General features: G+C 68.0%; 26 protein-coding genes and 2 pseudogenes. 19 read left to right on the top strand and 9 right to left on the bottom strand.

Annotation, left to right across the window (positions count from 1 at the left end; translation table 11 throughout):
* The first annotated feature begins 3 nt into the window (after positions 1 to 3).
* The 8 genes from ACIOGX_RS00140 (at position 4) to ACIOGX_RS00105 (ending at position 5,100) form a co-directional block, all read left to right on the top strand.
* Complete coding sequence (locus ACIOGX_RS00140; protein ID WP_401908774.1) at positions 4 to 603, top strand: hypothetical protein; 600 nt, start codon at positions 4 to 6, stop codon at positions 601 to 603.
* Positions 596 to 1,789, top strand: a complete 1,194-nt coding sequence (locus ACIOGX_RS00135; protein WP_401908771.1) for an SRPBCC family protein — start codon at positions 596 to 598, stop codon at positions 1,787 to 1,789. The genes ACIOGX_RS00140 and ACIOGX_RS00135 overlap by 8 nt, the downstream gene beginning before the upstream one ends.
* Positions 1,790 to 1,849: 60 nt before the next feature.
* Positions 1,850 to 2,242 carry a gas vesicle protein gene (locus ACIOGX_RS00130; protein WP_356518380.1) on the top strand — a complete coding sequence of 131 codons (393 nt, stop codon included), beginning with the start codon at positions 1,850 to 1,852 and terminating at the stop codon, positions 2,240 to 2,242.
* Positions 2,239 to 3,078 carry a GvpL/GvpF family gas vesicle protein gene (locus tag ACIOGX_RS00125; RefSeq protein WP_401908768.1) on the top strand — a complete coding sequence of 280 codons (840 nt, stop codon included), beginning with the start codon at positions 2,239 to 2,241 and terminating at the stop codon, positions 3,076 to 3,078. The genes ACIOGX_RS00130 and ACIOGX_RS00125 overlap by 4 nt, the downstream gene beginning before the upstream one ends.
* An 83-nt stretch (positions 3,079 to 3,161) precedes the next feature.
* The gene (locus ACIOGX_RS00120) at positions 3,162 to 3,338 is read left to right on the top strand and encodes a gas vesicle protein (RefSeq protein ID WP_401910484.1); all 177 of its coding nucleotides are present in this window, start codon (positions 3,162 to 3,164) and stop codon (positions 3,336 to 3,338) included.
* A gap of 42 nt (positions 3,339 to 3,380) precedes the next feature.
* Positions 3,381 to 3,770, top strand: a complete 390-nt coding sequence (locus ACIOGX_RS00115; protein ID WP_401908765.1) for a gas vesicle protein K — start codon at positions 3,381 to 3,383, stop codon at positions 3,768 to 3,770.
* A 46-nt stretch (positions 3,771 to 3,816) separates the two neighbouring features.
* Entirely contained in the window at positions 3,817 to 4,311 is a 495-nt protein-coding gene (locus ACIOGX_RS00110) for a hypothetical protein (protein WP_401908763.1), read from the top strand.
* Between the two features lie 282 nt (positions 4,312 to 4,593).
* Positions 4,594 to 5,100, top strand: coding sequence for a DinB family protein (locus ACIOGX_RS00105; RefSeq protein ID WP_401908760.1), 507 nt, complete (start codon positions 4,594 to 4,596; stop codon positions 5,098 to 5,100).
* 390 nt (positions 5,101 to 5,490) lie between these two features.
* Here the strand turns inward: ACIOGX_RS00105 and dps are convergent, their stop codons facing one another.
* Positions 5,491 to 6,051, bottom strand: a complete 561-nt coding sequence (gene dps / locus ACIOGX_RS00100; RefSeq protein WP_401758069.1) for a DNA starvation/stationary phase protection protein Dps — start codon at positions 6,049 to 6,051, stop codon at positions 5,491 to 5,493.
* A gap of 190 nt (positions 6,052 to 6,241) precedes the next feature.
* Between dps and ACIOGX_RS00095 the strand changes: the two genes are divergently transcribed.
* From ACIOGX_RS00095 to ACIOGX_RS00070, 6 genes are all read left to right on the top strand, one after another.
* Entirely contained in the window at positions 6,242 to 7,045 is an 804-nt protein-coding gene (locus tag ACIOGX_RS00095) for an alpha/beta hydrolase (RefSeq protein WP_356518746.1), read from the top strand.
* Positions 7,042 to 8,469 (top strand): PP2C family protein-serine/threonine phosphatase, encoded by a 1,428-nt coding sequence (locus ACIOGX_RS00090; RefSeq protein ID WP_401908756.1) that lies wholly within the window; start codon positions 7,042 to 7,044, stop codon positions 8,467 to 8,469. Before ACIOGX_RS00095 ends, ACIOGX_RS00090 begins: the two co-directional genes overlap by 4 nt.
* Complete coding sequence (locus ACIOGX_RS00085) at positions 8,405 to 8,734, top strand: STAS domain-containing protein (RefSeq protein ID WP_401908753.1); 330 nt, start codon at positions 8,405 to 8,407, stop codon at positions 8,732 to 8,734. The genes ACIOGX_RS00090 and ACIOGX_RS00085 overlap by 65 nt, the downstream gene beginning before the upstream one ends.
* Before the next feature lie 211 nt (positions 8,735 to 8,945).
* Entirely contained in the window at positions 8,946 to 9,074 is a 129-nt protein-coding gene (locus ACIOGX_RS00080) for a hypothetical protein (protein WP_356518749.1), read from the top strand.
* Between the two features lie 671 nt (positions 9,075 to 9,745).
* Positions 9,746 to 10,759, top strand: a complete 1,014-nt coding sequence (locus ACIOGX_RS00075; RefSeq protein ID WP_401908750.1) for an NADPH:quinone reductase — start codon at positions 9,746 to 9,748, stop codon at positions 10,757 to 10,759.
* A gap of 764 nt (positions 10,760 to 11,523) precedes the next feature.
* Complete coding sequence (locus ACIOGX_RS00070) at positions 11,524 to 11,997, top strand: VOC family protein (RefSeq protein ID WP_356518751.1); 474 nt, start codon at positions 11,524 to 11,526, stop codon at positions 11,995 to 11,997.
* Between the two features lie 74 nt (positions 11,998 to 12,071).
* Here the strand turns inward: ACIOGX_RS00070 and ACIOGX_RS00065 are convergent.
* A pseudogene (locus ACIOGX_RS00065) lies at positions 12,072 to 12,843 on the bottom strand (transposase family protein).
* A gap of 100 nt (positions 12,844 to 12,943) precedes the next feature.
* On the opposite strand from ACIOGX_RS00065, the gene ACIOGX_RS00060 reads away from it, so the two are divergent.
* Entirely contained in the window at positions 12,944 to 13,357 is a 414-nt protein-coding gene (locus ACIOGX_RS00060) for a hypothetical protein (RefSeq protein ID WP_356518752.1), read from the top strand.
* Positions 13,358 to 13,833: 476 nt separating this feature from the next.
* On the opposite strand, the gene ACIOGX_RS00055 is transcribed toward ACIOGX_RS00060, so the two are convergent.
* Positions 13,834 to 14,532, bottom strand: a complete 699-nt coding sequence (locus ACIOGX_RS00055) for an MBL fold metallo-hydrolase (RefSeq protein WP_356518753.1) — start codon at positions 14,530 to 14,532, stop codon at positions 13,834 to 13,836.
* Positions 14,533 to 14,692: 160 nt separating this feature from the next.
* Here ACIOGX_RS00055 and ACIOGX_RS00050 point away from each other — a divergent pair, with 160 nt between their 5' ends.
* Together ACIOGX_RS00050 and ACIOGX_RS00045 are read left to right on the top strand one after the other, a co-directional pair.
* Positions 14,693 to 15,376: a TetR/AcrR family transcriptional regulator gene (locus ACIOGX_RS00050; protein ID WP_356518754.1), complete on the top strand. Its 684-nt coding sequence runs from the start codon at positions 14,693 to 14,695 to the stop codon at positions 15,374 to 15,376.
* Positions 15,377 to 15,593: 217 nt separating this feature from the next.
* Positions 15,594 to 16,364: an IS5 family transposase gene (locus ACIOGX_RS00045; protein WP_401910481.1), complete on the top strand. Its 771-nt coding sequence runs from the start codon at positions 15,594 to 15,596 to the stop codon at positions 16,362 to 16,364.
* A gap of 81 nt (positions 16,365 to 16,445) precedes the next feature.
* Here ACIOGX_RS00045 and ACIOGX_RS00040 read toward each other — a convergent pair whose 3' ends face one another.
* Entirely contained in the window at positions 16,446 to 16,994 is a 549-nt protein-coding gene (locus ACIOGX_RS00040; RefSeq protein ID WP_401908746.1) for a hypothetical protein, read from the bottom strand.
* Positions 16,995 to 17,426: 432 nt separating this feature from the next.
* On the opposite strand from ACIOGX_RS00040, the gene ACIOGX_RS00035 reads away from it, so the two are divergent.
* Positions 17,427 to 17,678, top strand: a complete 252-nt coding sequence (locus ACIOGX_RS00035; protein WP_401908743.1) for a hypothetical protein — start codon at positions 17,427 to 17,429, stop codon at positions 17,676 to 17,678.
* A 9-nt stretch (positions 17,679 to 17,687) separates the two neighbouring features.
* Here the strand turns inward: ACIOGX_RS00035 and ACIOGX_RS00030 are convergent, their stop codons facing one another.
* From ACIOGX_RS00030 to ACIOGX_RS00010, 5 genes and pseudogenes are all read right to left on the bottom strand, one after another.
* Entirely contained in the window at positions 17,688 to 18,146 is a 459-nt protein-coding gene (locus ACIOGX_RS00030; protein WP_401758043.1) for a hypothetical protein, read from the bottom strand.
* Between the two features lie 487 nt (positions 18,147 to 18,633).
* Positions 18,634 to 18,862 (bottom strand): annotated as a pseudogene (locus ACIOGX_RS00025) (ATP-binding cassette domain-containing protein); the annotation flags it as partial.
* A 253-nt stretch (positions 18,863 to 19,115) separates the two neighbouring features.
* Complete coding sequence (locus ACIOGX_RS00020; RefSeq protein WP_401908740.1) at positions 19,116 to 19,442, bottom strand: DUF1048 domain-containing protein; 327 nt, start codon at positions 19,440 to 19,442, stop codon at positions 19,116 to 19,118.
* A gap of 1 nt (position 19,443) precedes the next feature.
* Positions 19,444 to 19,800 (bottom strand): DUF1048 domain-containing protein, encoded by a 357-nt coding sequence (locus ACIOGX_RS00015; RefSeq protein ID WP_129771882.1) that lies wholly within the window; start codon positions 19,798 to 19,800, stop codon positions 19,444 to 19,446.
* Positions 19,797 to 20,123, bottom strand: coding sequence for a PadR family transcriptional regulator (locus ACIOGX_RS00010; RefSeq protein ID WP_137982132.1), 327 nt, complete (start codon positions 20,121 to 20,123; stop codon positions 19,797 to 19,799). Before ACIOGX_RS00010 ends, ACIOGX_RS00015 begins: the two co-directional genes overlap by 4 nt.
* A gap of 511 nt (positions 20,124 to 20,634) precedes the next feature.
* Between ACIOGX_RS00010 and ACIOGX_RS00005 the strand changes: the two genes are divergently transcribed.
* Positions 20,635 to 20,901: a recombinase family protein gene (locus ACIOGX_RS00005; protein WP_356518760.1), complete on the top strand. Its 267-nt coding sequence runs from the start codon at positions 20,635 to 20,637 to the stop codon at positions 20,899 to 20,901.
* Positions 20,902 to 21,715 lie beyond the last annotated feature (814 nt).

Genomic DNA, 21,715 nt, shown 5'->3' with positions numbered 1-21,715 from the left:
GAGATGACAGGGAATGTCAAGATAGCCGTCGCTCTGGCGGGCGGATACCTGCTGGGACGCACGAAGAAGGCAAAAATGGCCATCGGCCTCGGAATGTTCCTGGCCGGCAAGAAGCTGAGCTTCGATCCGAAGCAGCTCGGTAAACTGGTGGCCAACTCGCCTGTTCTGGGCTCCCTCAACGACCAGGTCCGCAAGGAACTGGTGGACGCTACGAAGTCCGCCGCCACCAACGCGCTGACGCAGAGGGCGTCCGGCCTGGCCGACTCCTTGCATCAGCGGACGCTGGACCTCGATGGCAGGGCCGGCCGCGCCGAGGACGACGAGGACTTGGACGAGGCCGACCAGGACTTCCGTAACGATGACGCCGGCAACTCCGGCGACGAGCACGACGAGCACGACGAGAAGTCGGCGCCGAGGCGTAGGGCCGCCAAGCGGACCGCCGAGCCTGCGGCCAAGGCCGCGTCCGGGGCTCGCAGGACCGCCTCGAACCACACCGGCGAGCCGCGAAAGAAGACCTCGTCCGCCACGCGGAAGGCGACCTCGGGGGCGCGCAAGACCGCTTCGGCGGCCGGCCGCAAGGAGCGGGGTGGCAGCAATGGCTGAGTCGACTCTGACCAAGTTCAAGGACGAGGTGGCGAAGAACCCGGCCACCGACCGTCTGAAGGAAGAGCTTCAGAATTACCTCAAGGCGCGTGCCCAGCACGCCGTCACCAGCCTCGGGCACCGCCTCGGCGAAGGCGTCGGCAAGCTGGCCGATCCCACGAACGGTCCCGGCGGGGGCGTGAAGAGTCTGGCCAAGGGCGGTCAGGCGCTCAGTGAGGGCAAGTCCCCCGCCCAGGCCGCCATGGCCGCCGGCACCTCCCATCTGAAGGACACCATCAAGGACAAGGTCAAGGGTCTGTTCGGCAAGGGACGCAAGGGCGGCGGCGGCAAGTCGAAGAGCGTCACCATCATCGAGGACATCGACGTCGGTGTGCCGGTGCGTGAGGCGTACGACCAGTGGACGCAGTTCCAGGAGTTCAGCACCTTCGCCAAGGGTGTCGTGAGTGTCGAGAAGGCCGACGACACCAGCAGCAACTGGAAGGTGAAGGTCGCCAAGTCCACCCGCAGCTGGAAGGCGAACGTCACCGAGCAGGTGCCGGACGAGCGCATCACCTGGACCACCGAGGGCGCCAAGGGCACGGTCAAGGGTGTGGTGACCTTCCACGCCATCACCGACAACCTGACGCGCGTCCTGCTGGTTCTCGAATACTTCCCCAAGGGCCTGTTCGAGAAGACCGGCAACATCTGGCGCGCCCAGGGCCGCCGGGCCCGTCTCGACCTCAAGCTCTACCGCAAGTTCATCATGATGCGCGGCGAGGCCACCGACGGCTGGCGTGGTGAGATCCGCGACGGAGAGGTCGTGCTGGAGCACGACGAGGCCGTCGAGGAGGAAGAGGCCCGTGCGCGAGAGGAGGACGAGGACACCGAGGAGAGCGAGGAGAGTCCCGAAGTCCGGGACGGAGCCGACCTGGAAGAGTCCGAGCGCGACGCCGAAGACCTCGACGCCGAAGACCTCGACGCAGAGGACGAGGACGAAGGCGTCCCCGAGGACGAGGCCGACGAGGAGTACGCCGACGACGAGGACCTCTCCGACGAAGGAGACGAATACCGCGACGCGGATGCTCCCGACGACGATCCTGCTGACGAGGAGCCTGCTCCCGCCGAGGACGGGCACGAGGTCGTGGACGAGGAGGAAGACGAGCCGGCCCCACGGTCCCGGCGCCGTACCGCCTCGGGCCGTCGCTGACACACTCCGCCGCACCACAGACAGGGCTGATTCCACGTGTCCGATTCACTGGCCGGCCGTATGGGGGCCGCCTCCGGGGTGTCTCCGTACGGCCAGCAAGGACAATCCGCCAACCTCGCCGACATCCTTGAGCGTGTCCTGGACAAGGGCATCGTCATCGCGGGCGACATCCAGATCAATCTCCTCGACATCGAGCTGCTGACCATCAAGCTGAGGCTGCTGGTCGCGTCCGTGGACCGGGCCAAGGAAATGGGCATCGACTGGTGGGAGCACGACCCCTCGCTCTCCTCGCGTGCCCGGCCCGCACACCAGGTGAAGGGATCCCACGGCTCACACGCGGCCCACGACGCGTCGCCGGACGACAGGGACGTCGACCCACTGGCACTGGAGAACGCGCAACTGCGCGCCGAGCTGGCCGAGTTGCGGGCAGCGAAAGACAAGGAGGAGCTGTGAGCGGCGCCGACATGCCCCCCGTCGCCCCGTCGATGAGCTATGTCTACGCGGTCGGCCGTACGGAAGCGGTGCGGGAATCCGCCCTGTCCACCCTGTCCGACCGGGCCGGGCTGCATGGCGGTTCGCTGCGGACGGTGTGCGCCGGCGATCTCGTGGCCCTGGTGTCGTCGGTGCCTCACGACGCCTTCGACATGGACGGTCTCAGGGCACAGATGGAGGACATCGAGCGGCTCGAAGTGCTGGCCCGCACCCACCACGCCGTGGTCGAGGCCCTCTACGGGACCACGACCGTTCTGCCCATGCGGCTGGCCACGGTGTATCTGGACGACGAGCGGGTGGCGGACATGCTCCGTGAACGGGCCGCGGAACTGGCGGCCTTGCTCATCCGGCTCGACGGACATGTCGAGCTGGGCGTCAAGGTCTACGCCGATCCGCAGGAGGCCGCCACGACCGGCACAGCGGTGAGCGAGCCTGTGGCGTCCGGCCCAGGGCGGGCGTATCTGCAACAGCGCCGCGCCCAGCGACGTCACCACCGTGACGCCTACCAGGCGGCCGGGGCGGTCGCCGCCGACGCACACGCCCGGGTGGGAGCCATCGTCCGCGCCCGGCTGGCACACCGCCCACAGCAGCGGGATCTCGCGCCGGGCACTGGCGAGAACATCGCCAACGACGCCTATCTGGTGGAGGCGGCACGCGTCGCCGAGTTCCGTACGGCGCTGGCGGGAATCGCCGACGACGTTCCCGGTGTACGCGTCGAGATCACCGGACCGTGGGCGCCGTACTCGTTCGCCGGACCTCCGACGGCAGGCGCCGGCCAGGAGAGCGGGGGGCGGTGAACAGCGAACTGAACGAGGCGCTGCCGACCGTCGGATTCGCCGAGGACCGGAGCCGGAGGCCGCCGGGCGGCACCGAGGACTCCATCGAGTCCCTCGCGGGCCGGCAGGTCGCCCTTGTCGACCTGCTCGACCGGCTGCTGACCGGCGGGGCGGTCCTGACCGGGGACCTTGTGCTCTCCGTCGCCGACGTGGATCTCGTGCACATCAACCTGCGGGCGGTCATCCGCTCGATCACACCCGACGGACCGGCACCGTGGTGAGCCACACCGATCCTGGCTTGAGAGCGTGCAAGGAGCCTCACCATGCCTGACACAACCCGCGACGGCGACTTCCAGGAGGTCGCACGGGCAGCGGCGTGCGCGTTCGATCTCGTGCCGATGGGACCTGACGAGCCCACGCCCCGCGGCGGCGTCGCCCGACGCCTCGAAACGCACTCGGACACCGTGGAACGGGACCTGATCAAGCTGGTCCTCACCATCGTCGAACTGTTGCGACAGCTGATGGAACGCACTGCGTTGCACCGGGTCGATCAAGGCGACCTCCGGGAGGACCAGGAGGAACGCATCGGCATGACACTGATGATCCTCCAGGACCGCATGACCGAACTCTGCGAGCGCTACGGCCTGACCATGGACGACCTCAATCTGGATCTCGGGCCGCTCGGCTCGCTGTTGCCCCGCGACTCCCACTGACCCGAGCACGGTGTTTCAGGCAGCATTGAGAGGCAACACGAACATCATGACTGCAGAGAGCGAAGCAAACCAGAACGCGAACGGCACTTCGGGAAAGCCGAACGAGAGCGCCAAGTCCGCCACCTCCAAGGGACGGCAGGCGGCCGAGCGCGCCGGCGCCCCCGCCCCGAAGACGGCCAAGGCCGCCGGGAGCCGGGCGAAGACGGACTCCGCGGTCGCGGCCTCGAAGGCCAGGACGTCGGTGCGAGCCGCCGAGAAGTCCGCCGACACCGGTGTGCGGTCCGCGGGCGACGCCACGAAACACATCGGCCACGCGGCTGCCGCCGGCTGGGAAAGCGGACAGCAGGCGGTCCTCTCCACGGCGAGCAAGGCGGTGTCCTCGGCGACCACAGCCTGGACCGTCATCAAGCACCGGAAGGCCATAGCGGCGGGCGCCGCGGCTGGAGTCGTCGGCCTGGCGGGCGGCGCCTTCGCCCTGGGCCGGCAGACGGCCAGGCCGCATGGCGGCCCCCTCACCCGCATGACGGGCGGCAGGTTCTGACAACGGGCCCGCGAGGCGGCAGACCGTCGGGACGTCCGCAGGCTGCCACAGGCCGTGAGCTCTGCGACCAGCTTGAACGCAAGCTGGTCGCAGAGCTCACGGCCTGTGGCACGGCGGTCGTATGGAGCTTGCCGCAGTGCGGATCGCCCTCCGTGGGGGGAGCTTCGACGTGGCCTCCCCGCTCTCCCGGAGGCGCAGACCGAGGCGGCCGTCACCGGATACGGAGAAACAGTCCTGGGCGGTAGGGTGCGTTTCGAAAGTGGATCAAGCTAGTGTGCCCCGGTGACAGAGACGCGACAACGCCGCGGCATAGGCCCTCCTGACAGCGAGTCCGACGAGAAGTCGACATTGCTCGCGTTCCTGAACTACGTCCGCGAAGCAGTGGCCGGAAAGGCACAGGGCCTTGACGACGGGCAGGGACGAACGCCCGGAGTGCCCTCTGGCACCAGTGTTCTCGGCCTGGTCAAGCATCTGACGGCGGCAGAGCTTTACTGGTTCGCCTGGGCCTTCGAGGGCGCCGACGACGAGCATCCGGACTTCGGCATGGACCTTTCCGCGGGGGACAGCACGGATAGTCTCCTCGCCGCCTATCGCAGTGCCATCGAACGGTCCAACGAGATCATCGAGCGCTGTGCCGACTTGAGCCATCCCTGTGCTCGGGCGGCAGGCAAAGCGGGCACGGTGCGATCGATGCGGTGGGTCCTGGTGCACATGATCGAAGAGACGGCTCGCCATGCGGGCCACGCCGACATCCTCCGTGAGCAGGCTGACGGCTCCGTCGGCAGGTAACGCACTGCTTCGCTCGCTCTCAGGTGTTCCGCGAACCCGTAGGCGCATGCGGACCGCAGCCACTCGTTGACGGCCGCGACAAGCACAGTTGCCTCACAGCGGACCGCGAGCTTGTCGTATCTCGTCGCCACGGCACGATGTTTCTGAGGCGGTTGATGCCGCACTCGACCGCGTGCGCGCTCCGTAACCCATCGGATCGAATTTCGGTGACCGACCACCGGAGGAACCCTGCTTCTTCCGGTTGCGCGCCTGCCCGGCCGTGTTCGGGATGGTGCAGCGGGTCCCGCGACGGCGCAGGCAGGCGCGGTCCTCGCGACCTCGCGTGGAGTGGTGCTCGGGTGATGGCTATGACGATTTGATCCGGCCGTCAACGTCCACGCAGCCCTGAGGTCACTGGTCGATGGCCTGCTGGGCGGCTTCCGTCTCAGTGGTGGCGTGGGCCGTGGTGAGGGTGCCGCCTGCGGTCTCCAGGTGCGCCCGTACGAACCACTGGAACTTTTCCAGGTCACGGAGTTGCTCAATGAGCAGGTCCTCGGTGGCCGGGTCGATGTCACCCACCGTCTTGATCGCAGCGCGCAGGTCCTGAAGCACGCCGTTGTAGACGAGGTCGAGCGCACCGAGGTGGGCGATGGCGTCGGCGCGGCCCACGCTGTAGTCCTCCCAGGTGCGCTCTTCGACCAGCGAGCCGGGAGTGCCGTGGGCGACGCCGCCCAGGGCCGCGAGGCGCTCGGCGACATCGTCGGCCATGTCGCGAATCCGGTCGACCTGCGGGTCGAGCATTTCGTGCACGGCGATGAAATGCGGGCCCACGACATTCCAGTGGACGTGCTTGAGCGTGAGATGGAGATCGTTGAGGGAGTGCAGACGCTGCTGGAGCAGCTCTACGACCGTGCCGGCGTCCTGCACCGTGAGGCCCGGGACGGTGTAGTGAGGGGTTGCCTCGGAAGCCATTGTCGTGTCTCCTGTCGCGTGCGGATCTGATCCCTCCGGGTACCCACGATGGGCACGCTTATCCACGGCGGCCAGTACACGCCGGATCGCGGAAGGCGCGTTACCCTGCCGGCTTTTTCCGCCGGCTCCACCGGGCGGTGGGCCCGTCCGCAGGCCGTGTGTCTTGCGTGGCAGTGCGAGTATGGCCCGTATGGACATCCTCAGCAGGAACAACGTGTCGGTCACCGGCTTGGCCCATGGGCCGGTGGTGGTGCTGGCACACGGCTTCGGCTGTGATCAGAACATGTGGCGGCTGGCCGTGCCGGCGCTGGCGAAGCGGTATCGCGTGGTGGCGTTCGACTATGTCGGCTCCGGCGGTTCGGACCTGTCCGCCTGGAGCCACGAGCGGTACTCCTCACTCCAGGGCTATGCCCAGGACGTGGTGGAGGTCTGTGAGGCGCTGGACCTGGAGGGGGCGGTGTTCGTCGGGCATTCCGTCAGCGCCATGGTGGGGGTGCTGGCCACGCGGATGGCGCCGGAGCGGATCGGGGCGCTGGTGATGGTGGCTCCCTCGCCCCGCTACATCGACGACGACGGCTACCGGGGCGGCTTCACCTCCGATGACATCGATGAGCTGCTGGCGTCGCTGGAGTCGAACTACCTGGGCTGGTCCTCTGCGATGGCTCCGGTGATCATGGGGAATCCGGAGCGGCCGGAACTGGGACAGGAACTGACCAACAGCTTCTGCGCCACCGACCCGGACATCGCCCGCGTCTTCGCCCGCACCACGTTCCTGTCCGACACCCGCGAGGACCTGAAAAGCGTGAAGATACCGACCCTGGTGCTGGAATGCGCCCAGGATGTGATCGCGCCCCGCGAGGTCGGCGCGTACGTGCACGCCGCGATCCCCTCCTCCCGCCTGGTCACCCTCGACGCGACCGGGCACTGCCCGCAGCTGAGTGCACCCGAGGCCACCAACGAAGCGATCCTCGACTTTCTGGCCGCCCAGCGGTGACGTGCCGCACCGGCGAGGAGCCGGACCCGGCGGAGATCGGGGACGCGCAAGGCACGGACGCGGTGTTCACCGCGCTGCTGGAGGACAGCGCCGAGGACCTGTACGAGGCCGCGCCGTGCGGCTATCTGTCGATGCTGATGGACGGCACCATCGCCAAGATCAACACCACGCTGCTGAACTGGCTCGGCCTGAAGCGCGAGGCGGTGATGGGCCGGCTCCGCTTCCCTGATCTCCTCACCGTCGGGGGGAAGCTCTACTACGAAACACACTTCGCCCCACTGCTGCACATGCAAGGCGAGCTGCGCGGTATCGCCCTGGAGATGAAGGCCGCCGAAGGGCGTCGGCTTCCGGTGCTGGTCTCCTCCGTGGTCAAGAACGGCAGTGAGGGTGAGCGGCTGCTGATCCGCACCACTGTCTTCGACGCCTCCGACCGGCGCGCCTATGAGCAGGAACTCCTGCGCCGCCGCCAAGAGGCCGAGCGGGCTCGTGCGGAGGCCGAGCGGGCCCGTGGAGAGGCCGAGCGGGCTCGTGCGGAGGCGGAAGAGGCCCGGCGCCAGGCCGAGGCCGACCGGGAACGACTGGCTGACGCGCTCGCCGTGCTCCAGCAGTCCCTCGTACCGACCTCGCTGCCCGCCGTGCCGGGACTGGAGGCGGCCGCCTACTACCACACCGCCTCGCCCGACCGTCTGGGCGGCGACTTCTACGACCTGTTCTCCCTGGGCGGGGGCCGGTGGGCGTTCTTCCTCGGCGACGTGTGCGGCAAAGGCCCCCAAGCAGCCTCCCTCACCTCCCTGACCCGCTACACCCTGCGCGCCGCGGCCCTCCACAACCCCGAGCCGGCCGCAGCCCTGACCACCCTCAACTCCGTCCTGCACGAGCGTTACGCCGCCGGCGGCGACCCCCGCTACTGCACCGTCATCTTCGGCACCATCGAGCCGGGCGCCGACCACAGCCACACCATCGTGCGCGTCGCCTCCGGCGGCCACCCCCCGGCGCTGGTCATACCGGCCGACGGCAACGCCCGCTACCTGGCCACCCCGGGAGGACTCCTCGTCGGCGTCCTGCCCGCCGCCCCGTTCAGCACCGCACAGATCACCCTCGCCGCCGGCGACACACTTCTGCTCTACACCGACGGCCTCACCGAGGCCCGCACCGGCCCCACACGCGAGAACCTCTTCGGCGACGACGCCCTGCGCGCCTTCGCCGGCGACCTCGCACCCGCCACCCCCCATGAAATGGTCACCGCCCTGACCGGGCTGCTGGAAAGCTTCGGCAACGGCCTGGACGACGACACCGCCCTGCTCGCGCTCGGCGTCCCCGCAACCCGCCCGACCTCACGCCCGGAACGAATCAATCCCGATGAGCCCGCTGAGCATCACGCACCGCAACGCCACCACCGGACCCGTGCTGCGGGTGGCCGGTGAACTCGACTACGCGCAGGCCACCACCCTGCGCCAACAGACCGAACGCCTCGTCCTGAGCCCGGGACAGAACCTGGTCATCGACTTGTCCGGCCTGGAGTTCTGCGACTCCACCGGCATCACCGCCCTCCTGGCCGCCCGTCAGCGTGCCCAAGCGGCCGGCGCCGACATGACTCTTACCGCCGTGCCCGCCCACACCCTGCGCATCCTCACCATGATCGGCCTGGACCAGGTCTTCACCATCCACCCCAACAGCGACACTGTCTGAGCTTCAGCTCCACTCGAGGGTATGCAGGCTCCGAGCCGCTATCGAATACGGAGAGGAGTCACCCTGCCGGCACCACGGACTGACGCCAGCGGAAACGGCTTTCGCCCGGGAGCACAGCTGGTTCGAGGAAGCATGACGGGAGACGGCGAGGCTCGGAAGTGCCCTGCTGCTCCGGTTGCTGATCTTCCGCTCCGGAGCTGAGTGGCTGGACATGGCGGGCTTCACGAAGCACGCCGACACCCACGGCTTCCGCCTCCCATTCGCCAAGGTGCGCTGGACGGACCACGACCTGCTCATCGAGCACCTCACCCACCCGGTCTGCCGGAGATCGCCCAGGTGACGGGCAACCCACCTGGCATGGCCGCCGAGTGCGCACCCACGTGCCATCGACGCCACGACACCGTGGGGTTCCTTGACCGCGTGGCGGCAAGGCGCCGTGGCGAGCGGAACCGTCTGCGACAGAAGGCTTCGTAACCCTGTCCACAACCGACGTTGGGTCCGCCCGGCGAGACGTACGAGGCGCGCGCAGGAGGGGGAAGGCCCGGCTGATCCGGTCGGCGGGCGCTCCGGCCGCACGGCGGCCGGAGCCTGCTCGGTCGGGATCCCAGCCTTCGGCTCTGGTGTGAACGCGGAGGAAGACGGCTGTAGGTTCTCCGCCTCGCTGTCAGGCGGTGACTCTGTGACCTGGAGTTCTTCTCCTCGTCTCAGGACGTGTCACTGGGCTGCTGTCTCAGGCACGTGTCATTTCCTCAGCTTGACGTGTGAAGAGCACTGGACCACGTCGCCGACCCTAGCCGCGCCGGAATCGGAGAGCTGCCCACCACCACCCGGTCCATGCACCTCCGCGGACGGGGCACTGCACGACCCGGCGGTGCCAGGACCCAGCAGAGTGCACGGGACTCCCGGAATATCTCACTCCATAAGGGGGTTCGGAGGGTGTCCCCTACGGACTGGCATCCTCCCTGGTGTCGGCCGACTGTTCCCCGGGGGCGAGCGAATGAAGGGTGAGAGATGAAGTGCGTCGTCCGGACGGCTGCCGGCGGACCCGAGGTTTTCCAGCTCGTCGAGCGTCCGGTGCCCGAGCCCGGCTCGGGCGAGGTACGGGTCCGGGTGCACATCTCGGGCGTCAACCCGACGGACTGGCGCAGCCGCAGACGTGCACTGCCGCAGGGCATGGATGAGCAGGTGCCCCACCAGGACGGCGCCGGGGTGATCGATGCCGTTGGTTCGCAGGTCGATCCGGCACGGATCGGACAGCGGGTGTGGATCTGGGAGGCCGCGTGGGAGCGGCCCTGGGGGACGGCACAGCAGTACACGCTGGTCCCCGACCGGCACGCTGTTGCCCTGCCCGACCACGCTCCGTTCGAACTCGGCGCGGCCCTGGGCGTCCCGGCCCTGACCGCCCATCGCGCGCTGACGGTGCATGACGGCGGGCCGGGTCGTATCGCGCCCGGTTCTCTGCGGGGTGCCACCGTGCTGGTGGCGGGCGGAGCCGGCGCCGTCGGCAACGCGGCCGTCCAACTGGCCCGTTGGGCCGGAGCGCGTGTCGTGACCACGGTCAGCAGCCCGGCCAAGGCCGCGCTGGCTCGCGCGGCCGGTGCCCACCGGACGGTCGACTACCGCACGCAGGACGCGGTCGCGGAGATCCTGGATTTCGCCCCCAAGGGCGTCGACATCGTCGTGGAGGTCGCGCCGGGCGCCAACGCCGCTCTCGACACGGCGGTGGCCGCCCAAGGGGCCGTGGTGGCCTACTACTCGGGCGGCGAGAGCGAGCGGCTGTCCGTCCCGGTGCTCACCTCACTGCCGGCGAACCTGCGCTGGCAGGGCGTCTACGTCTACACCGTGCCGCCTGCGGCGAAGCGGCAAGCGCTCACCGACGTCGCTGCGGCCGTCAACGCGGGGGCACTGCGCGTGGGCGAGGAAGCCGGACTGCCGCTGCACCGCTACGCCCTTGAGCACATCGCTGACGCCCATGCCGCACTCGAACAGGGTGTCGTCGGGAAGGTCCTGCTCGACATCCCGTGACCGTGACACCGGCCGCTGGACGAGGGCGACTTCTCTGAAAGTCTCATCTCCATGTCGTATCCGACATTCAGCCGACATCGGCCGTGGGATTCCGACACGAAGTGTCAGATCGTACTGCGCTATGGCAGGCAGTCCTCAGCTGGGGCGCACCGGTCCGCCGGTCACCGGTGATCCGGGCCTCCACCGCGCTCGTGTCGCTTCACCTTGCACTGGCGCTCGCCTGAGCCTGCGGCACCCCGCACAGCGCCACGTCCGTGCGTGCTCCCCGCTCGCCGCGTCCCAGCCGTCCAGGAAGGCGGCCAGGGCGCGGTGTTGCTCTTCCTCGCGGGCGACCTGCCGGGCGAGGACGTCGCGGTCGACGTACGGAGCGACGGCGGCGAGGACCAGTCGCTGGAGTTCGGCCGGCTCCAGCCTCCGCGCCTCCCACTGCACCGGGCACCGGCGGGCCGTCGTAGTCGATCCAGGTCGCCCGGCGGGCGAGTCGCGGGTGCAGCCGATCCCACGCTTGAGCGGTCGCCTTCCCGTGGAGCCGGGTGTCCGTGGTTGTCGCGGTCTGCTCGGCGCCCCAGGTGCTGGTATCGCCGCAGATGAACTCGCCACCGTGCTTGGGCGGTCGGCCGCCTTTGGGGTCGTAGACGCGTGGCGGTGTCGGCTGGCGCAGAGGGGCCGGGACCGGCAGGAGTACGGCCGACAGGGCTGCGGACTGGTGTGCGCACCGTGATCGCGATCGTCAGGGGTATGCGACCGCCGAGTGGAGGTACCAGATGGCCCAGCTCCCACCACCGCCAGAGGGAATTGTGCTGGCCGACTTCATCATCTCGGACGATGTCGAGCGCTCTCGACGCTTCTACACCGAAGTGCTCGGCGGCCGGGTGGGCTACTCCGGCCCCGGAGGGCTGACCTATGTCGCACTAGCCAACAGCTGGATCATCATCAACGGCGGCGGAGGCCCGACCGACGACAAGCCATCGGTCATCACCCTTGAGACGCCGCGCGATCCCGATCAGGTCAGCAGTTTTCTCAATATCCGGGTCAAGGACATCCACGCCTTGTACGCGGAGTGGAGCGCCCGGGGTGCCCAGTTCCTGACACCGCCGAAACAGCACCAGTACGAGATCCGCTGCTACATCCGCGATCCTGACGGCCATCTGATCGAAGTGGGGCAAACTACCGACCCCGGGGGAGACTGGTCGCCCGCTCACTGGCCGCCAAGCACGCGCGCCGGTGATTCGGAGTGAATGCCCAAGGGCTGTCCCGTAAATGATCTCTGAGTGGCCTTGGGGCATGGTGGGCTGCTGTACGGCGGGGTGGTCTATCCGGCGAGGGCGAGGTCATACATCCGTGCGATACCGAGCATGGCGTGGTGGACGCCGTCGCCTTTGAGACGGCAGTCGCGGAGGATCTTCCAGGTCTTCATTCGAGCGAAGACGTGCTTGACGCGGGCGCGGACCTGCTTGTGGGACTTGTTGTGGGCCTGCTTCCGGCCGGGCAACTCCTCGCCCTGGCGGCGCCGATGTGGCATCACGAGCCCGGTGCCCGGACAGCCTCCGTCGGCGATCGTCATCGTCGTGCCGACGGCGGCCTTCGCGCCGGACTCTTCCCACGCCTTGCAGGCGTTGCGGTTGCCGGGCAGGGGCCGGCCGGCGATCACGACGAGGCGGGTGTCGGCGTCGATGACGACCTGGTGGTTTGTGGAGTACCGGTAGTTCTTCGACTGCTCGGCGACAGTGTGATCGCGGGTGGGTGGGTACCAGGGTGCCATCCACGATCAGCATGGTGTCCTTCGCGAACCGTTTGTGGGGCTGGAGGGCGAGCATGGGCCCGAGTTGGTCAATGCTCCGGTCCGCTGCCGACTTGGAAACCCCGAACAGCAGGGCCAACTGGCGCATGGTGAGGTTTGTGCGCCAGTAGGCCGCGACCAGCAGTGCCCGGTCCTCCAGCGGCAGGCTCCACGGCCGGCCCTTGCGGACCGCGTCCGCACCCTCGCGCCGCAGAGCCGTCACCAGCTTCCGGAAGAGGCCGGCGCTCAGCCCGGTGAACGGGGCTATCCAGGACGGCTCCGAAGCCGTGATCACACCAGCCACGGTGAGATCGTCTCACCTTGATCGTACTGCTGGATCCGCCAGTCTCTGTCGGAACATATCTCGTTCGTCCAGACGGATCGGGCGTGAGAGCCTCACGCCTGTGGCTACTGAAACCGAGGTGGGAGAGCTGTTGCACCGGCGAGGCTGGCGGAAGGTATTCACCGTCGCTGAACGAGTGAACGCGTGGGCTGCTCTGGTGCGCTTCATCGAGCGCGGCTACAGCGACGACATCTACGAGTACACCAACGACCTGTACTGCCGAAACTGGCTGCACGAGGCGTGGCTCCTGTTGGACGAGCACATCGTCCAACTCTGGACCCCGCAGATCATGGTTCTGGATGACCGGTACAAGGCCGCGACCATCGACGACGATGGCCAGGCACTCGACCAGTTCCACAGGCTGCCCGACCCCGATCTGTGGTGGTGGCGGCGACACCCCCGCATCCTCACCGAAGACCTCGGGCGTTCGCTTCGCTCGGCCGGCGCCATCGGCACCGACCCGGACACAGCATGACCATCAGTCTCCTGGCATTGCGGGACAACCCTTATAGGCTGTTGTCTTTTCGATTTTGAGAGATGCGCGTTGAACGGGAGTCCCGATCGGGTGGTCGGCGGCGCTGCGCGCATACGAACAGGGGCTCTTGAACAGCTCGTTGGTGTCGAGTCGCCGAGCAGCGGGAGGCCCTGGTGCAGCAGCCGTGCGTGCCGATGGCCGGGCGGTCCAGTGCGGTCACCTGGGAGTGTGACTGCCTGGCTCACCGGTTCGGAAACGCCGCCGACAATGGGACGCGGCAGCCTCGCCACCGGACCACCATGCCTCGGCCAACACGACGGATTTCAAGAGGACTTCACCGGAACGAATAAAGATCGCCAACAGCGTCTTTTATGGGACAGAGTCCATAAAGTGGAACGGAACCGTTGTTCATCGGCATAGCCACCCACTCCTCGACTACACGTGCGACCGTGCCGCGGACCGTAGCGCCACCTGCCTCACCCGGATGCCGCGAGCCGACTGGGCACCGGAGCGACCTTGTCGAGGCGTCGTCGGGTCTCGTCCGCGTCGAGGGGCCCGCCGTGGCCGGGGAGCAGGCGCTGCGGACGGCGGTCGAGCTCGGTCATGAGCGCCCTGCGCACTCCGGCGGCGTCCTCGGTGAAGAAATGGCGCTTCGGGCTCTGGCGGCGCAGCACGCCACCGCGGACCAGGTCGCCGACGAGCGTGTCGTCGCCGACGCGGACGACGAGCGACCCGGGGGTGTGGCCGCCGAACCGCTCGGCGTGCGCGTCGACACCATAGGGACTCAGGTCGAACTTGTCCTCCACCAGGATGTCGGCTTCGACCGGCTGGGCCTTCGCGCGGAGGACCATGGGCCTCAATATCGCACCGGCTGGATGACTGATCGGGAGTACGCCGATGCGTCCGGTACGCAGGAGTTGTTCGTCACCCAGGCCGACCGCGATCGGAACGCCGGCATCCGCGAACGACGCCGCCGTGCCGCTGTGGTCGTTGTGGCCGTGGGTCAGGAGGACCAGGGCGATGTCGCGAGGCTGAAGGCCCTGCGCGGACAGCGCGTCGCGCAGGCGGTCGCCGTCCTCCGGTCCGCCTGTGTCCACGAGGATCGCCTGCTCGCCACGCAGGAGATAGGCGTTGCTGTTGCCCATGGAAAGCGGGGTGACGGTCGTGGCGCTCATGCGGTGCACCGTGACCCTTCGGCGCCGGCACCGACGTTCATGCGGCTGTCGACGGTGAGTATGTGAACGAGAACGTCCATGACCATCTTCCTTCACGCTACCAATGTAACCTTACGGCCGTAAGTAGAGCACGAGAACTTACGGCTGTAAAGTCATCGTCATGGCTTCAGCGGCAGCACGCAGACGCAACCCCCGAGGTCAGGGAGGGCAACTCCGCGACGAGATCGTGACCGCAGCGCGTGAGCTGCTGGTCGAGACCGGATCGGACAGCGCGGTGACCTTGCGGGCGATCGCCCGCAAGGTCGGCATCGCGCCACCGTCGATCTACGCGCACTTCGACACGCCCGACCAGATCGTGGAGGCCGTGGTCACCGAAACCCGCTCACTGCTGGTGCGTCATCTTGAGACCGCCCGGGCGGGAGCGGACGGCGCGCGTGAACGACTTCTGGCCGACTGTCACGCCTATCTCGTCTTCGGTGCCGAACAGCCCGAGCTCTACGCCCTTCTGTTCTCCCGCCCGCGGCCCAGGGGTAGCAGCACCACAGAAGAACGCATTGACCAGGCGGTACGCCAGCTCGCGCCCATTGTCGGCGAGCCCATCGCGAGTCAACTCGCTCCAGCCGAAGCATTCTCGATACTTCTGCGCGACGTCGCCGATGCGATGCGCGACGGCACGTCCCGTGCGGAGGATGCGCTCGCCACGGCGACCGCTCTTTGGGCGGCTCTGCACGGCCTCATTCTGCTCCGCGCTCGCATTCCCCGATTCCCGTGGCCGCCACCCGGTCCGCTGGAGGACGAGATCATCAGTCGGCTCGCATACCTGCACGACCCCGCACCCAGATGACCGCTTGCTCGGCGCGACGCTGCCAGATCGTCGGGGCCGGATTCGAACTCTCTCCAAGAAGCTGTGGTCTTTACGATCTTGAGAGATGCGCGTCGAACGGGAGTCCCGATCGGGTGGTCGGTGGCGCTGGGCGCATACGAACAGGGGCTCTTGAACAGCTCGTTGGTGTCGAATCGCCGAGCAGCGGGAGGCCCTGGTGCAGCAGCCATGCGTGCCGATGGCCGGGCGGTCCAGTGCGGTCACCTGGGAGTGTGACTGCCTGGCTCACCGGTTCGGAAACGCCGCCGACAACGGAACACGGCAGCCTCGCTACCCGACGGACGTGACGGACGGGGAGTGGGCCGTGGTCCGCCCGCTACTTCCGGTGCCGGGCTGGATGCGTGGCCGGCGCGGCCGGCCGGAGGGGTACTGCCACCGGGCCTTGCTCGATGCAATCTGGTATCTCGTGGACAACGGGATCAAGTGGCGGGCAATGCCTGCCGACTTCCCACCATGGGACCGCATCTACGCATTCTTCCGCCGCTGGCGCGACAACTCCCTGGTCAAGGAGTTCCACGACCAGTTGCGCGGCCGGGTCCGCAAGGAGCTGGGGCGGGATGCGGAGCCGACGGCCGGTGTGATCGACTCGCAGTCGGTCAAGGCGGACGCCGTCGTCGGAACGGACAGCCGCGGCTTCGACGGCGGCAGACTCGTCAACGGCCGCAAGCGGCACGTCGTGGTCGACACGCTCGGCCTGCTGCTGGGCGTGATGGTCACCGCTGCGGACACCGGCGACCGAACTGCCGCTCGCGTACTGCTCGGGCAGGTCGCCGACGCGCACCACCGGCTGGAACTGGTCTGGGCCGACGGCGGCTGCACCGGCAGCCTCGTCGCCCACTGCCTCACCACGCTCGCGCTGGTCCTGGCGATCGTGAAACGCAACACGACATGCGCGGCTTCACGGCGCTGCCCAAGCGGTGGATCGTCGAGCGCCTCTTCGCCCACCTGATGCGAAGCCGCCGTCTCGTGCGCGACTTCGAACGCCACACCGCCAGCGCCGAAGCGATGGTCCACTGGTCGATGCCCCAACTTATGACACGCCGTCTTGCCCGGCCAGCCCCGGGGTGAGAGTGAACCGGCCCGGCTGTTGCTCGGCCAGCCAGACCCGCGCGACCAGACGCTTCGCCTTCGACCGCGGCGCCTCCACCTTCGCCGGCACCGCGTCCAAGCCGAACAACACGGCCAACTCCTGGCAGTTCAGCGCCCCTTGACGGAGCCGCTGCCGGTCCGCGATCGTGGTAAGGATGCGCTGGTGGTCCACCGACAGCACCGACCCGTCAAGGCCCTCACGCCACACCGGCACCGGCACCGACACCTGCGACTTCGGCTTCGCCGCAGCCCGGGATTCCGGCGGTGCGTCCGCATCCCGTGGATCCTCAGTGACCTCCGTGCCGGCGGTGTTGCCGTCGTCCGGAGCCGGCACCGTGTCGACCCGCCTGCGAGCAATCGCCCCCTCCTGCCATTCCTGCTCGGCCACGGCCAGTTCGGCCTGGATACGGTCGGCCTCCTCCCGCGGCCCGTCGACTCGACGGCGAGCGGCGAGCTCGTACTGTTCCAGCAGTCCGACGACTGACGGCATTCATGACCTCCCGGGGAGCGACGACCCGACAGGCCACAACGCCCACGGAATCACTACTGCTATCCCCGACCAGCGGAAACACACCGATAACATCCGAAGAGACAACAGCTTCTTAGGTCCCGTCCACGCCCCGCTGCGTGGTGTCTTCAAATGATCAGCGTTGGTGGATCATGGTGTCGTGATACGTCGTCATGAGCTGTCTGATGCCGAGTGGGAGTTTGTCCGGCCGTTGTTGCCCGTGTCTTGCGGGGGCGGAAGCGGCTGGATGACCGCAGGGTGCTGGACGGGGATCGTGTGGAAGTTCCGGCCTGTGACGACGAACGCGAGTGGCCGGCCCACGACGAACCTGGGCCGCGCCGGCTAGGGCGGCGCGGCGGCCAGGACGCCCATGAGTCGGCGGCCCGACCGCAGCGACCGGTCTCCGTTGTCGACGTGGGCGAGCAGTGGTGGCAACCGTTCGACCGCGCCCGTCAGGAGACCGGCCCGGACGTGTTCCGTGGTGTCGCGCACCGCCTGCTCGACCGAACGCCGCGTCCGGGCCGCGAAGGTCAGGCGCTGTGCCCAGTGCTGTTCGTCCTGGCACGGAAGCCACCGGCCTGCCTGATAGTCGTCGACCAGGGCGCCGGCCTCGCGCTCCAGCAGCGCCCAGTTCCGGTCGTCGGTGATGTGAAGGTTTCCCCTTGAGTCAGGCGCTCAGGTGGTGCACTGCTTCGTGGACGCGGGAGACCACGCGCTCCAGGCGGCACCGGCGGCTTGGGCACGTACGCGGATGGAAACCTTCTTGCCCGGTGCGCACACCCATCGGGTCACGGTCCCCACTGCTTCGGGGCCGAAGTCCTGACCCGGCCCGACGTTGGTGCGACTGTTGCCCATCTTCGTCCAGCCGGTGTCACCCTGGGTCATCCCGAACGCCTCGTACGAGACGGTCAACGCCCTGTTTCCCGTGTTCTTCAGCTTGACGTAGGCAGTCACGTGACGAAAGGGATGGTCGATGGTTCCCGTCTCCGAACTGATACAGCCGTGGACGGAGACGCGACCGGTCGACGCACCCCCGCCGCAGGCGATCGTCACCGCCTGCGCGTCGCTCGCCGGGACGGTCACCATGGTGAGCGCCACCGCTCCCAGGATCGCTCCGATACGCATCGCATGCATGATTCCGTTCCTCCCTGTTGGTGGTTCCTCCGCCTCACCATGGAGTGGCCCGAGGCGCGCCGGGCGATTCCAGCGAGTTATTCACCCGAAGAGACGCCCTGCACAACATGGATTGAGGAACCGCCGGCACCCGCGTGAGAGACAACGGATCCGGCGCTCGATCACGGCTCCCTCTCGACCTACCGACGGCATGGGTGCTGATGCCCGGAATGTCGCGAGGCAAAGGCCGACTCGCTGGGGCGGCGCCTTCGTGCCCCCGGGTGGGTACCTGCGGCGGGTGTCGGAGATCCGCCGGGAGCGGGCCAGTCATCTGCCGTAACAGCAAACAGCTTTGCTTGTGTTCCTGGGGTGAGCGCACTCTCCAAGGCATCGGCACGACCGGTCGGACCGCCACGCTCGGGCGTGCGCTTCGACGCGCCGCATCACGGCATGCGGCTCTCCGGTCGCACGTCCTGGCGGCGGTCGCGGGTGGCCGCCGCCTACCGAGGAACTGCCCGGTGACACCGATTGCGGCACGGACCGCCTGTGGGTCCGTGGCCAGGTCGTGCCCGCCGACGTGCAGGTCACCGGCCTCGGCGGTGATGAGCGTGGAAAGGATCTTGACGGCGGTGGTCTTGCCTGCGCCGTTGGGGCCCGAGCAGCGCGAACCCGGACCCGGCCGGGATGCGCAGATTGATGCCGTCGAGGACGGTCTTGTCGCCGTACGACTTGCGCAGACCGACGGCGGAGACGGCGGCCGGCGACGGGTGACCGTCATCCTGCCTGGATGTGGGCGTGACAGACGAAGGTACGGTGACTTCCTTCCGGAGATGGTGTGGAGCGACCGGCCGCCGGAGACCTGCTCGACCACCTCGGTGGGCAGGATCTGCGGCGGCATCTGGTGGCCGGTCGGCCCGCATTCATTCGCGCTGTGCCGAGGCGAACACACCGCGCGTGCTGGCTAAGTTGACTGGTGTGAGGCGCCGCGTGCTACTTCTCGACCGTGCCGGATTCCCCGCTGATGGATTCCTGATAGACGTCCGCGTGGGTGCGTGAGTCGTTGATCAGATCGTCGCAGAACGCGGCGATGTCCGTGCCGATGAGCTCCAGGACCCCCTTGCCCGTGGCGGCGCCCTCCTCGAAGAAGTCGACGATCCCGGGGAGCAGGGGCCCGTCGGGCAGGTCGATCGGTCCGACCTTGAACAGGTACTTCTGCATTTCCTTGTAGACGATCTGGTAGTCCTGCGGGAGCGCTTTGACCCGGGCCATGTGCGCCCGCCACTGCTTTTTGCCCTCGATGATGTCTTGGATGCTCACGTCAGCCTCCCAGCCGGCTCAGCTTCTTTGCGACGTTCCTGTTCAACTGCTCGCGCCACCGGTCGCGATAGGTTCGAGCGCCTTCTCCACCGGCCAGCGCGGTGCAGAAGCCTGGGATGTCGTCGCCGAGCACCTCGTGGACGCTCTGCCCGTCGGCCGCTGCTACTTCGAGCAGCCCCAGGGCGGCGTCGAGGATCGGCATCAGGTTGCGGCCGGTGAAGTCCCCATAGGGGAAGAGGTGGGCGATGATCTGTCCCCATGCCGCCCGGTAGTCGTCCGGCAGGACCTCGGCCCGGGTTTCGAACGCCTTCCATTCCCTGGTGAGATCGCTGCCTGTGATCTTCTCCCAGAAGTTCATCTCCCGCCCTCCTTGAGCTTGTTGATGCGTGATGAGACGTACTGCCATTTCGCCCAGAACTTCGCGAGTTCCTCGCGTCCGGCGTCGTTGAGCGAGTAGAACTTGCGCGGCGGACCGACCCCGGATGGTCGTTTCGTCACCTGGACGAGCTTGTTCCTCTCCAGTCGCAGCAAGATGGTGTAGACGGTCCCCTCGACGACATCGGCGAAGCCGAGCTCGTTCAGCTGCCGAGTGATGGCATACCCGTAGGTTTCCTCGCTGCCGATGATTTCGAGCACGCACCCTTCGAGCGTGCCCTTCAGCATCTCCGTCAGGTCGTCCATCGCGAGTCCTCCTCGGCCGTAGCGGTACTGTGTAGCACCGAGTACCACTACACGGTATCACCGAGTAGCGGAGGGCGGCAGAGCCTCCGGTTGGCGCGCGGACGGACCCGGGGCCGATCCTGCGAGGACCCAGGCTCCGAGGCTGAGGCTGCGGCTGCCCCATCGGCCTGGCTCCATAGTCAGCGGGGGCTCGTACGTCATCACCGCAATGCCCCGACTTCGACATCCCAAGGTGGCTTGCCGGCCAGCTTGCGGCTGTCGGTAGACGAACGAATGACGATTGGCGGCCCGCTTGTCCAATGAACCCGGACTTTCCGGGGCCCGACGGCGGCGCCGATCCGTTCAGATCCGATGAAGGATGATGACGGGGTTCGCTGACGGTGAGGGGCGAATGCGACCACCGGCACGGGGAGCAGCATGGCCAACCTGGTCTACATGCGGGTGTCGACCGACCAGTAGTCGACCGACCGTCAGAATCTCGTCCTCGCCGAGGCAGGGATCGAAGACCTGGTTGTCTTCGAGGAGACCGCGGGTACTTCCAGCCGCCTTCCCCCTGGGGCGGCCGAAGTTCGGCGAGCTGCTGGCGTACGTGAGGCCGGGCGATACCGTGCACATCTCCGAGATGTTCCGCCTCGTACGCGGTACCGGCCACATCCTCGACGTGCTCGACGTCCTGCACCACTACTGGGTGAGGCTACGTATCCACGGCGGAGCGTTCTCCGTGATGGGCCTCACCGCCCGCCACCCGCGCACCGGAGAACTGCTGTCCACCGTGTAGCTCATGGTGCAGACCCTCGCCGCCGGCGAATTCCAGGGCGACCTCCAGCGGGAGCTGACCTACGACGGACTGCGGGCCACCGAGGCCAAGGGCAACAAGGGCGGACGCCGCCCGGCCATCCCGTCCGACAAGGCGGACGGTGTGCGCGCTGCGTATCTGGAGGGTCAGTTCATCGTGAGTCTGGTCCGCGAGTGCGATGTCAGCCGTGGTGTCATTCGAACCGTCGTGGCCGGCCTCCTGCCCGTGTACATGCCCGCCGGCCCGGGCGCGCCCTGGCCCCGGAGTTGCGGTTGTTCCCGACGTGCCGTGCAGGGGCGCGGGCTTTCTCCGTGCCATCGATCTGGAGCCTGTCGAGCGTGCCCCGCTCGACCGGGGGGTGACTGTACGGCGCGGCCAGGGATGCACCCTGTGCGTCAGCGTCACGCCCGCGGTCCATCGCCAGCTCCTCGCCCGCTGTCAGCCCTTGGACGGCATGCCGGGGACCTCGGTAGTCCCGGCGCAGTGCACAGCCCGCCGGGAGTACGCGAGCCGCGTCAGAACCCACCTCGGGGCTACCGCTGGACCATGATCAACGGCTTGGCGTTCACCGCGAACTCCCCAGTACCAAGGCCGTCTTTCGGCAGGGTTTGGAGTTGGGGGTAGGTCCGGTGCGGGGTGCCGGTGTGCCGGGGTCGGGTGTCGGTGTGTCGGGTGCCGGTGTGTCAGGTGCCGGTGTGTGGGGTTGTGGTGTGGGGGGTGGTGAGGGTGGTGGTGAAGATGGGGGTGGTGTTTTGGTGGCCGGTGATGTGGAGGGTGGTGTGGGTGGGGGTGGTGT

The organism is Streptomyces sp. NPDC088147 (assembly GCF_044741565.1).
In the GTDB taxonomy this organism is placed as follows: Bacteria; Actinomycetota; Actinomycetes; order Streptomycetales; family Streptomycetaceae; genus Streptomyces.
This window is presented reverse-complemented; position numbering and strand designations above follow the sequence as displayed.

What these genes read in the sequence shown, in the direction of transcription:
- ACIOGX_RS00040 (WP_401908746.1), bottom strand. Translation starts at nt 16,994, where the DNA reads ATGCCGTCAGTCGTCGGACTGCTGGAACAGTACGAGCTCGCCGCTCGC.
- ACIOGX_RS00085 (WP_401908753.1), top strand. Translation starts at nt 8,405, where the DNA reads ATGAGCCCGCTGAGCATCACGCACCGCAACGCCACCACCGGACCCGTG.
- ACIOGX_RS00110 (WP_401908763.1), top strand. Translation starts at nt 3,817, where the DNA reads ATGACTGCAGAGAGCGAAGCAAACCAGAACGCGAACGGCACTTCGGGA.
- ACIOGX_RS00045 (WP_401910481.1), top strand. Translation starts at nt 15,594, where the DNA reads ATGGCCGGGCGGTCCAGTGCGGTCACCTGGGAGTGTGACTGCCTGGCT.
- ACIOGX_RS00140 (WP_401908774.1), top strand. Translation starts at nt 4, where the DNA reads ATGACAGGGAATGTCAAGATAGCCGTCGCTCTGGCGGGCGGATACCTG.
- ACIOGX_RS00015 (WP_129771882.1), bottom strand. Translation starts at nt 19,800, where the DNA reads ATGAACTTCTGGGAGAAGATCACAGGCAGCGATCTCACCAGGGAATGG.
- ACIOGX_RS00095 (WP_356518746.1), top strand. Translation starts at nt 6,242, where the DNA reads ATGGACATCCTCAGCAGGAACAACGTGTCGGTCACCGGCTTGGCCCAT.
- ACIOGX_RS00055 (WP_356518753.1), bottom strand. Translation starts at nt 14,532, where the DNA reads ATGAGCGCCACGACCGTCACCCCGCTTTCCATGGGCAACAGCAACGCC.
- ACIOGX_RS00135 (WP_401908771.1), top strand. Translation starts at nt 596, where the DNA reads ATGGCTGAGTCGACTCTGACCAAGTTCAAGGACGAGGTGGCGAAGAAC.
- dps (WP_401758069.1), bottom strand. Translation starts at nt 6,051, where the DNA reads ATGGCTTCCGAGGCAACCCCTCACTACACCGTCCCGGGCCTCACGGTG.
- ACIOGX_RS00080 (WP_356518749.1), top strand. Translation starts at nt 8,946, where the DNA reads ATGGCGGGCTTCACGAAGCACGCCGACACCCACGGCTTCCGCCTCCCA.
- ACIOGX_RS00075 (WP_401908750.1), top strand. Translation starts at nt 9,746, where the DNA reads ATGAAGTGCGTCGTCCGGACGGCTGCCGGCGGACCCGAGGTTTTCCAG.
- ACIOGX_RS00010 (WP_137982132.1), bottom strand. Translation starts at nt 20,123, where the DNA reads ATGGACGACCTGACGGAGATGCTGAAGGGCACGCTCGAAGGGTGCGTG.
- ACIOGX_RS00030 (WP_401758043.1), bottom strand. Translation starts at nt 18,146, where the DNA reads ATGCATGCGATGCGTATCGGAGCGATCCTGGGAGCGGTGGCGCTCACC.
- ACIOGX_RS00115 (WP_401908765.1), top strand. Translation starts at nt 3,381, where the DNA reads ATGCCTGACACAACCCGCGACGGCGACTTCCAGGAGGTCGCACGGGCA.
- ACIOGX_RS00070 (WP_356518751.1), top strand. Translation starts at nt 11,524, where the DNA reads ATGGCCCAGCTCCCACCACCGCCAGAGGGAATTGTGCTGGCCGACTTC.
- ACIOGX_RS00050 (WP_356518754.1), top strand. Translation starts at nt 14,693, where the DNA reads ATGGCTTCAGCGGCAGCACGCAGACGCAACCCCCGAGGTCAGGGAGGG.
- ACIOGX_RS00130 (WP_356518380.1), top strand. Translation starts at nt 1,850, where the DNA reads ATGGGGGCCGCCTCCGGGGTGTCTCCGTACGGCCAGCAAGGACAATCC.